This window comes from Thermodesulfobacterium thermophilum DSM 1276 (genome assembly GCF_000421605.1).
Taxonomy (GTDB): domain Bacteria; phylum Desulfobacterota; class Thermodesulfobacteria; order Thermodesulfobacteriales; family Thermodesulfobacteriaceae; genus Thermodesulfobacterium; species Thermodesulfobacterium thermophilum.
Map to the genome: position 1 here is coordinate 1 of NZ_ATXI01000025.1, position 15,196 is coordinate 15,196.

Annotated in this window: 15 protein-coding genes; 6 read left to right on the forward strand and 9 right to left on the reverse strand. The window is 37.2% G+C overall.

Features of this window, described 5'->3' with window-relative positions; genetic code table 11:
- The first annotated feature begins 397 nt into the window (after positions 1–397).
- The 5 genes from H529_RS0108740 (at position 398) to tsaD (ending at position 5,277) form a co-directional block, all read left to right on the forward strand.
- Positions 398–1,597, forward strand: coding sequence for an iron-containing alcohol dehydrogenase (locus H529_RS0108740; protein ID WP_022856122.1), 1,200 nt, complete (start codon positions 398–400; stop codon positions 1,595–1,597).
- A 310-nt stretch (positions 1,598–1,907) separates the two neighbouring features.
- A complete protein-coding gene (locus H529_RS10755; RefSeq protein WP_022856123.1) occupies positions 1,908–2,792 on the forward strand; it encodes an EAL domain-containing protein in 885 nt (294 codons plus the stop codon).
- Positions 2,793–2,970: 178 nt separating this feature from the next.
- A complete protein-coding gene (locus tag H529_RS11340) occupies positions 2,971–3,681 on the forward strand; it encodes a YdcF family protein (RefSeq protein ID WP_211209658.1) in 711 nt (236 codons plus the stop codon).
- Between the two features lie 13 nt (positions 3,682–3,694).
- The gene (locus H529_RS0108755) at positions 3,695–4,276 is read left to right on the forward strand and encodes a D-sedoheptulose 7-phosphate isomerase (RefSeq protein WP_033397027.1); all 582 of its coding nucleotides are present in this window, start codon (positions 3,695–3,697) and stop codon (positions 4,274–4,276) included.
- A 2-nt stretch (positions 4,277–4,278) separates the two neighbouring features.
- Positions 4,279–5,277: a tRNA (adenosine(37)-N6)-threonylcarbamoyltransferase complex transferase subunit TsaD gene (gene tsaD / locus H529_RS0108760; RefSeq protein ID WP_022856126.1), complete on the forward strand. Its 999-nt coding sequence runs from the start codon at positions 4,279–4,281 to the stop codon at positions 5,275–5,277.
- Here tsaD and H529_RS0108765 read toward each other — a convergent pair.
- The 9 genes from H529_RS0108765 to argF form a co-directional block, all read right to left on the reverse strand.
- The gene (locus H529_RS0108765; RefSeq protein WP_022856127.1) at positions 5,267–6,646 is read right to left on the reverse strand and encodes a sigma-54-dependent transcriptional regulator; all 1,380 of its coding nucleotides are present in this window, start codon (positions 6,644–6,646) and stop codon (positions 5,267–5,269) included. The two genes, tsaD and H529_RS0108765, sit on opposite strands and share 11 nt — an antisense overlap.
- Before the next feature lie 44 nt (positions 6,647–6,690).
- Positions 6,691–7,467, reverse strand: a complete 777-nt coding sequence (locus H529_RS0108770; protein WP_022856128.1) for a ZIP family metal transporter — start codon at positions 7,465–7,467, stop codon at positions 6,691–6,693.
- 10 nt (positions 7,468–7,477) lie between these two features.
- Entirely contained in the window at positions 7,478–8,260 is a 783-nt protein-coding gene (locus tag H529_RS10765; RefSeq protein WP_022856129.1) for a tRNA lysidine(34) synthetase, read from the reverse strand.
- Positions 8,261–8,276: 16 nt separating this feature from the next.
- Positions 8,277–9,650 carry an FAD-binding oxidoreductase gene (locus tag H529_RS0108780; protein ID WP_022856130.1) on the reverse strand — a complete coding sequence of 458 codons (1,374 nt, stop codon included), beginning with the start codon at positions 9,648–9,650 and terminating at the stop codon, positions 8,277–8,279.
- A complete protein-coding gene (locus H529_RS0108785) occupies positions 9,634–10,980 on the reverse strand; it encodes a chromosomal replication initiator protein DnaA (RefSeq protein WP_022856131.1) in 1,347 nt (448 codons plus the stop codon). The genes H529_RS0108780 and H529_RS0108785 overlap by 17 nt, the downstream gene beginning before the upstream one ends.
- A 372-nt stretch (positions 10,981–11,352) precedes the next feature.
- On the reverse strand, positions 11,353–12,306 hold the full coding sequence (locus tag H529_RS0108790; RefSeq protein ID WP_022856132.1) for an oligopeptide/dipeptide ABC transporter ATP-binding protein: 954 nt from the start codon (positions 12,304–12,306) through the stop codon (positions 11,353–11,355).
- A complete protein-coding gene (locus H529_RS0108795) occupies positions 12,299–13,249 on the reverse strand; it encodes an ABC transporter ATP-binding protein (protein WP_022856133.1) in 951 nt (316 codons plus the stop codon). The genes H529_RS0108790 and H529_RS0108795 overlap by 8 nt, the downstream gene beginning before the upstream one ends.
- A 41-nt stretch (positions 13,250–13,290) precedes the next feature.
- On the reverse strand, positions 13,291–13,773 hold the full coding sequence (locus H529_RS0108800; protein ID WP_022856134.1) for an FKBP-type peptidyl-prolyl cis-trans isomerase: 483 nt from the start codon (positions 13,771–13,773) through the stop codon (positions 13,291–13,293).
- 38 nt (positions 13,774–13,811) lie between these two features.
- Complete coding sequence (gene argF, locus H529_RS0108805) at positions 13,812–14,723, reverse strand: ornithine carbamoyltransferase (protein WP_022856135.1); 912 nt, start codon at positions 14,721–14,723, stop codon at positions 13,812–13,814.
- A 261-nt stretch (positions 14,724–14,984) separates the two neighbouring features.
- Here argF and H529_RS0108815 point away from each other — a divergent pair.
- On the forward strand, positions 14,985–15,196 hold a 212-nt coding region (locus tag H529_RS0108815), incomplete at its 3' end, for a 2-oxoacid:acceptor oxidoreductase family protein (RefSeq protein WP_022856136.1).

The following is a 15,196-nucleotide window of genomic DNA, read 5'->3' on the forward strand; positions in this document are numbered from 1 at the left end:
GCGTTTAAGAGGAGTGCAGCAGCCATTTTGATACCCTCTTTTGATTCAATTTTTGAGATTTCACTTAAAACTTTTTCTAAATCTAAGTCTAAGTTCCTCATTTTAAAAACCTCCTGGTTAGTTTAGTTTTTCTAAATTCTATGTTATCATTAATTTAAAAATAAAATTTTTATTATGCCTCTAAAATATTTTATTAAGCCACACAATTTATATTCTACTCCCAAAAGTAACTAAGGAATATGATTTTTAAAGTCTGCAAATTACAGGAAAATTTTTGATTTTATTCTCTATCAGCAAATTTACAGACCTCGTAGTTAGTTGACTTTTTTAAGTTTGATGTTATCGTTATAATTAAAATTATATTCTAATCCTAAAATTCCTTCACAGGAGGAAAACCATGTTTGAAAGGAAAATAAACATCTATGAGGTGTTTGAGGTTAAGGGTAGAGGAATCTGTTATTTTGGGGTAGGTGCTCTAAAGAAGATGAAAGACATCGCAAAGGAACTTGCAAGCCAAGACATTAAGCGAGTGCTTGTAGTCACGGGTAAAAGCGCCTATAGAACTTGCGGGGCCTGGGACGTGGTGGTGAAGTGCTTTAACGAGACAGGAATAGAATATATCCATTACGACGGAATTACTCCCAATCCCACAGTGCAAGAGATAGACCAGGCAGTGAAGCTTGGGCTTGAGTTTGGGGCTCAAGCTGTTCTCGGGATCGGCGGAGGTAGTCCAATTGATTCCGCCAAGGCGGTAGCGGTACTCCTTGAGCATCCTGGAGTGTCAGCGGAGAAACTTTTCACCGGTGAATTCATGCCGGAGCGGGCAAAGCCCATCCTTGCCATCAACACCACGCACGGAACAGGCACAGAAGTCGACCGTTATGCAGTGGCCTCAATAGTTGAAAAAGGCTACAAGCCTGGTATAGGGTTTAATTTCACTTATCCCCTTTACTCCATTGATGACCCAACGCTCACAACCTCTCTATCTTACGAGCAGACCCTCTACACCACCGTTGATGCTCTCAATCACGTAATTGAGGCTTCCACTTCACAGCTTCGCAACCCATACACCGTTCTTCTTGCCAAGGAGACTGTGAGGATCATCGCTCACTATCTACCTCAAGCCTTAATCAAGCCTGATGACCTAAACGCCCGTTACTGGTTGCTCTATGCGTCAATGCTTGCTGGGATAGCTATTGACACAAGCATGACGCATCTGACTCACGTGCTTGAACACCCTCTAAGCGCGCTGAAACCAGAACTTGCTCATGGCCACGGACTTGGAATTCTCCTTCCTTCAGTGCTGTTGGAAATCTATCCTGCTATGCCTGAGATCCTTGCGGAAGTCTTAAGTCCCATCGTCCCTGACCTTCTTGGCATCCCTGGAGAGAATGAAGAAGTGGCCTTTGCCGTTGAAGGATGGTTAAGAAACCTCGGTCTCAGGGAAAGGCTTTCAGAAGTTGGTTTTTATGAGGAGGATGTAGAGAAGCTAACTGAACTTGCCATGTCTACTCCACTTTTGAGTCAGGGCTTGTTAAACGCTCCCGTAAAGGTTAATGAGGACCTTATAAGAAATATCTATCTTAACTCGCTCTAAGGAGAGAAATTAAAAAGCCTTGAAGAATTGTACCCCCCACCTGACCCAATCTTCTTTATTCATGGTGGGGGTTGGTACAACTCCAAGTCCCCCTTGTCAAAGGAGCATTTAAAAATAAAGCCTCTTGTTCTGCAGGGGCATCATATGTTTATACACCTTATATTAAAATATAAATTAAAGAATAAAAAAGGGCTCCTCTAAAAGATAGATAGAATGTGTAATTTAGCATTAACCTCAAGAATAGGTATTTTCAGAGATTTAATACCTTAGGTGTCAGTCAAACCAAAATCTTGCCGAATTTATACAGTCTTTGAAGTCTCTAAACCTTTCAGAAAATGAGAAAAAAGAAATAAGATTATGTTATTCTTCTGATGAGACTAACGTTATAGCTATACTGAAAACCCTCAGACCTATCTCCTATTTTCTCTCTTTGTTAGAACATCAGGTATATTTTGAAATATTGAAGAACAATCGCTTAACGATTTACTTTCAACCTATCGTTGACCTTAAAAACCGAAAGATTTATGGGTTTGAATGTCTAACAAGGGGGGTTAAGGGAAACGGTGAGATTTTAAGCCCAGGATATCTCTTTGAAGCTGCTCGGGTTACAGATACTCTTTTTTACCTTGATAGAAGTTGTAGAGAAACAGCCATCAAATTAGCAGCTGTAAAAGGTCTTAAAAACTATAAAGTTTTTATAAACTTTCTTCCTACAGTCATCTATGACCCTCAATTTTGCTTGCAAAGCACCATCAAATGGGCCTATCAACTCGAGTGGATTCCAGATAACCTTGTTTTTGAGGTAGTTGAAACTGAGAAAATAACAGACCTTTCTCACCTAAGAAACATACTTGATTACTACCGAAAAAATGGATTTCAAGTAGCCCTTGACGATGTAGGCACAGGTTATAGCTCGCTTGATGCTCTTATTAATCTGTATCCAAATTACATAAAAATAAGTCGAGAACTAATCAGGGAAATACATCTAAACCCTATCAAAAGAGACCTCTTTAAGGCCTTGGTTGAGGTAGCCACAGCTCATAACATCTTAGTGCTTGCTGAAGGTGTTGAAACCTTAGAAGAAGCAAAAAGCTTATATAATTTAGGTATCTATCTTATGCAGGGATTTTTGTTTGCTAAACCCAATCCAGAACCAATATATGAATTACCTATGTTAAAAAACTTCACACTTTAACAAATCTTATTTCTAAAAAATAAAATTAAGACTTGAATTTTTTATGGAATCTGATAACTTTATCTAAACTTTTAAAAGTTAACTTAGGTTTACATAATTTATGCCATCCATTTCAGAGCTATTTTTTTTATTTAAAAAATTTTGTGTATTTTTCTTTCGTCCCTCAAGTTTAATTTTTTTGTTCTTATTAACTGTAAGTATATATGTTATTCTTGGTAAAAGGAGAGGAAGAAGAAGATTTTTTCTTTTTGTAGCAGTTGCCTTATACTATCTTTCAACTACTCCATTTTTACCTTACTTTCTTTTAAAACAGTTAGAAAAAAACTATCCTGTACCTTCTCAACAAGAAATAACAAAGGCTGAGAAGATAATAGTTTTAACAGGAAGGATTTACGGTCAAAAAGACCTTTCTTTAGAAGAAAGGTTTAGTAAAGAGACTTTAGTTAGATTTTTTAAAGCTTTAGAGTTAAAAAAACTTTATCCTGAAAAAAAAGTTATAATTGTTGGAGGGTCATACGAAACCCCTGACTCTAAGGGAGCTTCTTATCTCAAAGAATTTGCTAACAAATTAGGTTATCAGGTAGAGGCTGTGGATATCCCTTTAGATACAGAAACCAGCGTGAAAGCTATCAAAAATTTACTTAATTCTCCAGAAGAAAGGTTTCTTTTATTAACTTCTGCCTATCACCTTCCAAGAACCATGCTCCTTTTTAGAAAAGAAGGGTTGCTTCCTATTCCTTATCCTACAAACTATAACCATAAACTTTGTAAGCCCGAACTCTCTGTTACTACCTTTTTCCCAAACGACCTTTATCTTAACCTGACCAATCTGGCATTTCATGAATATTTCGGTATACTCTTTTACAAACTTAAGTACATATTCTTTTAAAATTGAGGTAAAAATGGAAAAACTAAAGGAAAAAGTCCTGACAATAGGGGAAAGTTCAAGAAAAACCCAGGAAGAGTTTTTAAGGAATGAAGCTAATAAGATCGTTGAAGTGGTGTTGTTAGCCAAAGAGGTCATCCTTAAAGGTGGAAAAATTTTAATCTTTGGTAACGGAGGAAGTGCAGCTGATGCACAGCATTTAGCAGCAGAATTAGTAAATAGATTTAAAAAAGAAAGAAGACCTCTTCCAGCAATCGCCCTCACCACCGATACGTCAATCCTTACCGCCGTTTCTAACGATTATGACTTCTCTCAGGTGTTTGTAAAACAAATTTTAGCTTTAGGAAAAAAAGGAGATTTAGCTTTAGGCATTAGCACCAGCGGTAATTCTCCCAATGTTATAGAAGGCTTAAAGGTTGCTAAGGAGCTGGGACTTTATACCGTGGGGTTAACCGGAGGAACCGGAGGTAAGATGAAGGCTTTTTGCGATCATCTGATAGTTGTGCCAAGCCCAGAGACCCCTCGTATCCAGGAAGGTCACTTGCTTTTCCTTCATCTTTTTTCTGATTTGCTCGAAGATGTTCTTTTTCCTGAGTAACCATGCTTTTAGCTATAGAAACCTCTTGTGATGAAACAGGATTGGCTCTTTTTTCCGAAGACGGAAAACTTATCTCTCACCTTCTCTACTCTCAAGTAGCTATCCATTCTCCTTTTGGAGGGATTGTACCAGAAATTGCTTCAAGAAAACAACTTGAGGTGCTTTATCCTCTTGTCAAAGAGCTTTTAAACCAGAACCACACCGAAATTTCTCAAATCAAGGCTGTGGCAGCTACTTTTGGGCCAGGATTGATAGGTTCTCTTTTGGTAGGTGTGTCCTTGGCTAAAGCGATTAGTTTTGCCCTTAAAATACCTCTTATCGCAGTAGACCATCTCCAGGCCCACCTTTTGGCAGTATTCTTAGAAAAAGAGATAGAGTTCCCCTTTATAGGATTACTTGTGTCTGGAGGACATACAGCCCTTTTTTTAGTAAAGTCTTTTTTTGAATTTTATGTCATCGGGCATACCAAAGATGACGCAGCAGGAGAGGCCTTTGATAAGGTAGCCAAACTCTTAGGGTTACCCTATCCCGGAGGCCCAGTAATAAGTCAACTGGCTGAAAAAGGAGACCCTAAGGCTATAAATTTACCAAGACCTTTATTGGAAGATAAGTCTTTAGATTTTAGTTTTTCTGGGCTTAAAACAGCTGTGCTAAACTACATAAAAAACCATTCTTACAGGGTTGAAGACCTTTGTGCAGGGTTTGAGGAGGCTGTGTGTGATGTGTTGGTTTATAAAACCTTGAGGGCTGTTGAAACCTTTAAAGTGCCAAAAATAGTAGTAGCAGGAGGGGTTGCTGCTAACAAGAGATTAAGGCAAAGATTTAGAGAAAAAACCTTTAATACTGGTATAGAGCTTTATTTTCCCTCTTTAGAATTTTGTACAGATAACGCAGCCATGATAGGTCTGTTAGGTTATAAACGATGGAAAGAAAAAAAATGTGCAGACTTACATACAGAGGCTTATGCCAGGGCTGTTTTTAAAAAACTTTCTATTCCTTAACCTCTTCTTTTATTCCTAATTCTTTTATCTTTTTTTGAAGATAAGCCCGCTCTATCCCTATCTCTCTTGCGGTATAGGAAATGTTTCCACCATACTCCAAAAGTTTTCTTTTGATAAACTCTTTTTCAAAAAGTTGTTTAGCAAACTTAAAATCTTTTTCTTGAAACCAAGGTTGATCTTGAGAAGAAAAATAATCCTTTCTTTTTAAAAGCCTTTTAAAATCTTCAGGAAGGTCTTCATAACCTATCTCACTTTTGTTTGAAAGAATGACCAACCTTTCTATAAAATTTTTTAACTCCCTTACGTTTCCTGGCCAATGATATTCCATCAAAGCAGAAAGGGCATCTGGTTTAAGATGTTTTCTCCCTGAAGCTGTTTTATAACCCATCTCTTCTAAAAATTCTCCTACCAAAACTGGTATATCTTCTTTTCTTTCTCTCAACGGAGGTATATAAATAGGGAAGGCGTTAAGGCGGTAATAAAGATCTTCTCTAAAAGAACCTTTTTTTATAGAGTCTCTTAAATCTTTATTGGTGGCGGCAATAATCCTTACATCTACCTCTATGAAACGGGTTCCTCCAAGCCTTTCAAACTTTTTTTCCTGTAAAACCCTTAAAATTTTAGCCTGAGAAGGAAGAGTCATATCTCCTATCTCATCAAGGAAAAGGGTTCCATGGTTAGCAAGCTCCAATTTTCCTGCCTTTGAGGTAAAGGCACCGGTAAAAGCCCCTTTTTCATAACCAAAAAGCTCGGCTTCTATAAGAGTATCAGGGATAGCAGCACAATTGACCTCTACAAAAGGTTCTTTAGCTCGATTAGAATAAAAATGAATAAGCTTAGCTACTACCTCCTTTCCAACCCCTGATTCTCCCAAGATAAGTACGGTGGTATCGGTTGGAGCTACTTTATAGATAACCTCTCTTAAAGATTCAATCGCAGAAGAAACCCCTGTTAATTTAACCTCACCAAGAAGCTTTTCTCTTAATCTTTTGTTTTCTTCTTCTAAGGAACTAACCTTCAGGGCATTCTCTAAAGTAACCATTATTCTTTCGTAAGACAGAGGTTTTTCTATAAAATCAAAAGCCCCCATCTTGATAGCTTTGACCGCTGTTTCTATGGTACCATGACCTGAAATAACAATAACCGGTAAATATGGATACAGCTTTTTGATAGTATCTAAAACCTCAAGTCCGTCTGCATCTTTAAGCCAAAGGTCTAAAAAAACCGCATCAGGAGGCCTAAGATTTATTTCCCTTAGAAAATCTTTTGCATAGAGAAAAGTCTTAACCTTATAGTTTTCATCCTTAAGAATATCTTCTAAAACCTCTAAAATTCCTATTTCATCATCAACTATCCAAATCTCTTTCATATTTTATAAAATATGACTTTGTTTCAGAAAATGTCAAGAAAGTTTTAACTTAAATAGGTATCAAGGGACATCATGATAAGAAATCCTAAGCCAAACCCCAAGGAAGAATAATCTGTATTTGCAGCCTTTTGAGCCTCAGGAAGAAGCTCCTCTATGGTCACAAAAATCATAGCACCAGCGGCAAAACTTAAAGAATAGGGTAAAAAATAAGACGAGTAAGTTACCACCCCAAAGCCTATCAAAGCAAAAGTTGGTTCCACCACAGCTGAAAGAAAACTCAAAATAAAGGCCTTAGGCTTAGACATGCCACTTAATTTAAGGGTTAGTCCTAAGGCTAACCCTTCTGGTATATTCTGTATCCCTATACCTAAAGCCAAGTTTATGGCTTCCTGGATAAAATATCCATCTTGGTTTACACTACCAAAAGCAACCCCAACAGCCAGCCCCTCAGGGATGTTATGAAGGGTAATGGCTAAAAAAACTAAGGTGCTAACGCTTAAAGAAACCTTAAAACCTTCTTTTTCCTCCTCAGAACCAAAAAGATGCAGGTGAGGAACCAACAAATCAAGCAACCTTAAAAACAAAACCCCTAAGACAAACCCTATGCTTACAGCAACAAAAGGAGGAAAGGGAAACTTTTTGGCCATCTCCAAAGCTGGCGTTAATAAAGACCAAAAGCTTGCTGCTATCATTACCCCAGCTGAAAACCCTAAGGATACAGAGAAAAACTTAGGGTTTGGTCGTTTTAACAAAAAAACTCCTAAACTTCCGATGCCTGTAGCAAACCAAGTAAACATCCCTGCTAAAAGTACGTAAAACATGTCAATAACCTTACCTCTGAGGATGGTTTTTATAAGACGGAGCAGGTTTTTGGGGTAAATACTCTATCTTCGGGTTAAACACCGCGTTAAAGATACTTTTTTTAATTCTTGGATCAAGAGAATAGACATGCTCTTTAAGCCACTGGTCTAAAAACTTCCTCTTGGTTTTATCAGAAAAAGGGCAAGGGTTCTCTAAAATCTCCCAACCTTGGGCTTTTACAAATCTTGAGAGCATATCTTTTTCTACAAAAATAAGAGGCCTTATAAGATAAACCTTTCCTTTAAACATCTCCTGAACAGGTAAAATGGTAGAAAGTTCTCCGTGATAAAAAAGATTAATGAAAAAGGTGGTCAAAAGGTCATCTTTATGATGGCCAAAGGCTATCTTGTTAGCCTTCCAGGTTTCAGCTAACTTAAAAAGATGTTTTCTTCTATGCCAAGAACAAACAAAGCAAGGAGAGGTAGTCTTTTTTTCCGCAACCTCTAAAGCCTGCTCCCCACAGTTAGTTTTTTCTACATAAAATTCTATATCTAAACCCTGACAAAATCCTTCAAGCCACTTAACTCCCTTGTTATAAACTTCTTGATCACAGGGAAACCCCATGTCTAAATGCACACCTATCAACCTGTAGTCTGCTCTTAACTTTTTTCTCCACTCACTTAAAAAATAAGCTAAAGCTAGACTATCTTCCCCCCCAGACATAGCCACTATGATTACATCCTCAGAGGATAACATTTGATATCCAAAAATAGCCCTCCCTACCAACCGTTTTATTTTGTTATAAAGGCTCATAACAGTCTTTATAATATTAAAAAGGGATTTTTATCTCTGGGTTTAAAAGATTTTCAGGGTCAAATACCTTTTTAAGACCTCTCATAAGTTCTAACTGAAGAGGGGTTAGTTCCCAGGCTACAAATGAGCGTTTTACATAGCCTATGCCATGTTCACCAGAAAGAGTTCCTTTCAGGTTTAAAACCTCTTTTAAAATAGCCTTCCTTAAGGTTTTAGCCTCTTCTTCCTTTTCTGAAGAAAAAAGAAGATTTACATGAAAATTTCCGTCTCCAGCATGACCAAAACAGCATACATAGATCCCCTTTTCTTCTTCTAACTTCCTGATCTTCTTTAAAAACTCTTTCATGTTTCGTCTTGGTAAAACCACATCATCTGAAATCTTTCTTTCCCCTAACACCCTTACCGAAGGAGAAACCGCTCTTCTTATCTCCCAGAGTGCTTCTATCTTTTCTTCTGTTTCAGCTTTATGATAAAAAATTCCCTTTATCTGATATAATTCCTCTACCTTTTTCAGTTCTTTCTTAACCGACTCCCCCGTTCCGTCTAACTCTAAGAAAAGAAGAGACCTAACTTTTTTGTCAGGTAGTTCTATTTGTTTGTTTTTTGATAAAGCTAAAAGAGTGGTCTTGTCTATAAATTCTGCAGAAGCAGGAGTGATAAGGGCTTTCAAAAGCTCTGAGATGATTTCTAATGGCTCCTCTTCTTTCTCATGATAAGATAACAAAAGTACCCTTTTTTCTGGCAAAGGCACAACCTTTAAGACTATCTCAGTAAAAACCCCTAAGGTGCCTTCAGACCCCACAAAAAGAGGGGTAAGATTATAACCAACTACCCCCTTAAGGGTCAATGGACCTGTCCAGAATATCTTCCCTCCTGGCAATCCTACTTCTAAGGCTAACACGTAGTCTTTGGTTGTTCCATACTTAAGACCCCTTGGGCCTCCTGCCCCTGTGGCTACATTCCCTCCTATCGTAGAGTAGTTATAACTTGCCGGATCTGGTGGATAAAAAAGGCCAAACTTTTTCAGATAATTTTTAAGTTCTCCGTTTAGCACACCAGGTTCAACCACAACTATCCTTTCTTCTAAGTTCAATTCTAAAATTCGGTTCATACGCTCAAAAGACAAAATAAGGCCATTAGTATGAGAAACTGCACTTCCTGTGGTTGCAGTCCCAGCACCTCTTGGCACCAAAGGTACCTTATACTCTACGATAAGTTTTAGAACCTCTATTACCTCTTCTTTTCTTTCAGGAAAAGCTACCGCTAAAGGTAGCCCGATAGCCGCAGAAGAATCAAAAGAGTAAGCTAAAATGTCTTTTGCTTGGGTAAAAACCTTATTCTCTCCTAAGATGTCTTTAAGTCTCGAAAGAAATTTAGAGAAGGATTTCATCTGAAGTCTCAATCTCGTTATCCAAATTCTTATCGTTTAACTCTAAGCTAATTTCTTTTATCAGATAATCGAGCCTTGCTCTTAGTGAGACATCCTTCTGGACCTTTTGCTCAAAAGTTTTAAGGTTGTAGATGATCGTAGAGTGCTGTTTTTTGAAAATTTGCGAGATGTCTTTTAGAGGCTTTTTAAGAATATTCCTAAGAAGATAAATAATCACCTGACGTGAAAGGGAAAGATCTTTTTTTCTGGAAGAAGAAAAAAGGTCTTCTTTGGCTATCCCAAAAAATTTACAGGTAGTTTCTATGACAAAATCTACTGAATCAGAGCTATCCTTAAGACCTATTTCCTCGATAAGTTCTTTGGCTAAGGTTAAAGAAACAGGTTCTTTTAACAAAGAAGCCCGGGCAATAAGCCCTAAAACTACACTTTCTATTTGTCTCACATCTCCCCTTACTTTTCTTGCCAAATACTCTACTATTTCATACCCTAAGTTGTATCCCAATTTTTTAGCTTTATGTCTTATAATCTTTTTGCGAGTTTGAAAATCTGGTGCGTTAAGTTTAATGATTAACGATGAGTTTAGCCTTGACCTGAGAGAACTTTCTATACTGTTTAGTTCCTGTGGCATCTTGTGGGAGGTAAAGATTATAGTCTTTCCCTGGTCTAAAAGATAGTCTAAAAGAAAGGCAAGTTCATTCTGAGTATACTCTTTACCCGCAAAGAAATGAATCCCTTCTAACAGCAAAACCTCACAATACTCCTTAAAGTTTTCTTTAAAGGTCTCTATCATCCCAGACCTAAGGTATTTTACCATATAGTTTAAAAAATCCTGGGCAGTAAGATAGTAAACGCGATCAAACCCTCTACTAAAGAGAGTATTCCCTACTGCCTGAGTAAGATGGGTTTTCCCTAAACCAAAGTTCCCATAAAGATAAATCAAATATCCCTTAGGCCTTTCCTCTGCTACTTGATAGCAGATGTTATAGGCAAATTCATTACATTTACCTACCACAAAATCCTCAAAGGTATATTTAGGACTAAGTTTTCTTCCTATCAAATTTACAGGATTGTAAGGTATGATTAACTGTTCAGCCTTAGGGATTTCACGTAATGCAAACCCATACCCTATCAATCCATACTCTGCTGTTATTTGATTTAGTAAAGTTGAATAGTTTTCCTCTATCCAGCTTTTAGTAAACTCGTTTGGAACCTCTAAAACAAGCTTACCCTCGACCACCTCTCCGTTGAGAGCCTCAAACCATACCTTAAATATAGGCTCTGGTAACAACTCTTTTATCTTACTTTTAACTAAAGACCAACTAACAGACATAATACCTCCATACACCTCTTAAATGAACATCTTGAGTAAAAAGATGTTAAAGATTTAAATTTTTAAGACCTCTATCTTGTATTACTTAATTTAAACAAAGTCCCTGAGATTTTCAAATTTTAGAAAAGATGGTTTAGGTCGGTTTTTATTTTTTATTTTAATTTTTCTTTTTAACAAAGATTCAGATAGTTATGAAAAGGCAACTACTTAACCTTAGTAAGGATAAAGAATCTAAGGTTATGGTTTTTATTAAAAACCAAAGGGATAGTTTTTAACATCTCTTTTTTTCTTTACCGTTTTCTGTTTTTTGTTTTTTTTCTTTTTTTTTAGTTTTTAACATAAAAGTAGAGGGTTAAAACAACATACAGTTAACTATATATTAAAACAAGCTATATATTGTAAATCAGTCTTTTTAACAAGTGATGGGTTTGTTTTATAGCAATCTTTGGTCTTAACAGGACATCTATCTAAAAAAACACATCCGTCAGAAATAGGAGGGTTAAGTTCTATTTCTATTTCGGAAAATATCTGAGAGGGAGCAAAGGGATCAAGATAAGACCGTATAAGAAGCTCGGTATAAGGATGGTGGTTAAGACGTTTAAACGAACTTTTATGACATAGCTCTACCAAAGTCCCGAGATATATCACCCCTATCCAGTCAGCAAGATAAAAAACCACAGGCAAGGAATGACTTATTAAAAGATAGCTTAGTTGGTAACGTTCTTTTAAAGTTTTCATAAGTTCAAGGATTTGTGCTTGAATGGTTACGTCTAACGCAGAGGTTGGTTCATCAAGAACTAACAACTCAGGGTTAACCATCAAAGCCCTGGCTAAGGCTATTCTTTGACGCTGACCTCCGCTTAACTCATGGGGATATTTTTCTAACACCGAGGTATCCAGTCCTACCTGGTTTAAAAGCTCTTGAGCCTTGCTTAATCCCTCTTTTTTATCAGGACTTACGTTAATAAGATAGGGTTCTAAAAGTACCTCTTTTATCTTATACCGGGGGTTTAAAGATGAGTAAGGGTCTTGCAAAACAGCCTGAACCTTCGGTCTTAAGGTTTTACAGGTTTTTCTATCAAGATTTTTCAAAGAATTACCAAACCAAAAAACCTCTCCCTCGTCTGGGATTTCAAGGCCTAAGGCTATTTTTCCAAGGGTTGACTTACCACATCCACTTTCTCCTAAAATACCTAACACCTCACCCTTTTCTATCTTTAAACTTACTCCTCTTAAAGCAACTACTTCATAAGTCTTTAATCCCCCTAAAACCTTTACATGATAGGTCTTCCATATATTTTTAACTTCCAGTACAGGTTTATTCATATCTAAAACATCTTACCCAATGTTGAGAAGCAACCTCTAACAATTGAGGATGATAAGATTTAGCTTTGTCACAGGGATGATCACAACGAAGCTGATAGTAACAACCTTCAGGCTTTTTAGAAAGTTCTACCACCCCTACTTTTAAATCTACCTTAAACTTTCCCTCTTTAGGATAGGAGTTTATTAAAGCCTGCGTATAGGGATGTAAAGGGGTAAAAAATAACCTTTCTACCGGTGCAAGCTCTACTATTTCTCCTGCATAAAAAACAGCAACCCTGTGAGCTATCCATCTTATAACCCCTAAATCATGAGAAATAAACACTATCGTTAGACCTCTTTCTCTGTTTAGTCTTTTTAACAAGTTTAAAACCTGTATTTGCAGGGTTGGGTCGATGGCAGTGGTAGGTTCATCGGCTACCAAAATTTCAGGATCTCCGGCAAGGGCTATAGCTATCATTATCCTTTGCCTCAACCCTCCAGAAAGCTGATGAGGATAACTTTTTAATCGTATCTCTGGGTCTGAAATCCCAACTTCTCTTAAAAGATCCACCATCTTCTCGAAACGTTCTTTCTTAGTAAGCTCAGGTCGATGGGCTTTAAAGACTTCCTCTAATTGTTCTTTGACAGATAAAACCGGGTTTAGTGAACTTAAAGGATCTTGTAAAATGATAGCGACTTTTTTACCTCTTATTTGATAAAGTTCTTTCTCTTTTAAAGAATAGAGAGGAATTTCATCTATCCAGACTTCGCCTGAATAGTAAGAAATTCCGGGAGGAAAAAGTCTAAGGAGAGAAAACCCGGTTAAGGTTTTCCCGCATCCACTTTCTCCTAAAACCCCAAGGACCTCACCCTTCTTGACCTCAAAACTTACCTTTTCTACTAAAGGAACGCGTTTATAGGTTAACCCTAAGGTAAGGTCCTTTACTACTAAAAAGGGATTCACCCTCTAAGTCTCCAGAGAAACCTCTCTGGTAAAACCTATCTTCAACCCCCTGAACAAGCTTTCATCTCAGCAGCCATGATTTCATAAGGAGTAGCTGGTCTTGCCTCTAACACTTTAAGAGTAATCACCACGTTTTTACCTGCGGCAGGATGGTTGAAATCTGCCTTTATTTTATCTCCGTTAATCTCAAGAACTTTAAACGAAATCCTTGCTCCATAAGGACTTACTTCGTCATACCATTCCCCTACCTTTACTTTTTCCGGATGCTTAAGACTGCTTATCTCTACCTCTTTTATTAAGTACGGAAGATGTGGCCCATAAGCTGACTCAGGAGGAAGCACTATTTTAACTTCGTCTCCTTCTTTTTTACCTAAAATAGCCTCTTCTATAACCCTCGGAATGTGTTCTCTTCCTAAAATAAAAGAAGTTTCAAGCTCCTGAGAAAACCATTCCGGAGCTTTTTCCTCTTCAAGACCTAAACGATAAAAAACTTTCACATAAAAATCTTCTTTAATCCCTTCCATCTTTTCCTCCAACAATTTTTAGTATTTTACTAAAAAATTTAACCACGTTTTAATAGAAATTCAAGCAGAGCCATATGAAACCACATCTTATTTTCTGCTTGATCCCAAACTACGGAATATTCACCTTCTAAAACTTCTTCTGTAATTTCTTCTCCTCGATGAGCTGGCAAGCAGTGTAACACGATAGCCTCTGGACTGGCAAGCTTTATAAGGTCCGCGTTAACTTGATAAGGTTGAAAAACTTTTTTTCTGGTTTGAGCCTCTTCGTCTTGCCCCATACTAATCCAAACATCAGTATTGATAACGGTAGCCCCTTTTACCGCTTCTTTTGGGTCGTGTAAGATTTCTATCTGTAAATTATACTTTTGTTTTAACTCTTCTATAAAATCCTTAGGTGGTTCATAGCCCTGAGGAGAAGCTACAGTGATTTTAAAACCAAGAACTGCGGCTGCTTCTATCCAGGAACAAGCCACGTTGTTTCCATCACCTATCCAAACCACCTTTTCTTTAGCAAGATCTCTGCCTTTTTCTATTACCGTTAAAATATCAGAAAGGGCTTGACAGGGATGATGAAGGTCAGAAAGCCCATTAATTACAGGAATGGTCGCGTACTTGGCAAACTCTTTTATCGTCTGATGGCTATAAGTTCTTAAAACTATAACATCTAAATATCTTGAAAGGACTTTAGCGGTATCCTTTATAGGCTCTCCTCGAGCAAGCTGTAAGTCTCTTGAAGAAAGAAATAAACTATTTCCACCCAGTTTTATCATCGCTGATTCAAAAGAAAGACGTGTTCTGGTAGAAGGTTTTTCAAAAATCAACCCTAATATTTTACCTTTTAAATAATCCTGAGGATAGCCCTTGGTTTTAAATTCAAGAGCTCTTAATAATAAACTCCAAACCTCTTCTTTATCTAAATCACAAACCCTTAAAAAATGTCTTATATCCATATTTTCTACCCCTTTACGATAAACTATCAGAATTTTCTACTAAAAACCTTAGAATTTTTTAATTTTTAAACATATTTTTGATTTTGTAAAGTGTTTTTTCAAAAATTTTTACCTTTGAGGTAAAAGGTCTTTCTGCCATTAACTTTCTCCAGTTAAATGGTTTTTCAGATTTGTGATTTTTTTAACAAGACACTTTATTTTTTTTAATAATCATAGTAAATTATTTCAAATAAAATAGAATAATTAAAAACGAGGTGGGACATGGTTGAGATTAGATTGCATGGAAGAGGTGGGCAGGGGGCAGTTACCTCTGCTGAGCTTATCGCAGTTGCTGCCATCTCCCAGGGAGATTATGCCCAGGCCTTCCCAAGTTTTGGCCCTGAAAGAAGGGGAGCTCCTGTTCAAGCCTTCGCAAGAATCGACAAAAACCCTATCCGCTCAAGAGAAAAAATCTATGAACCTGACGTAATCCT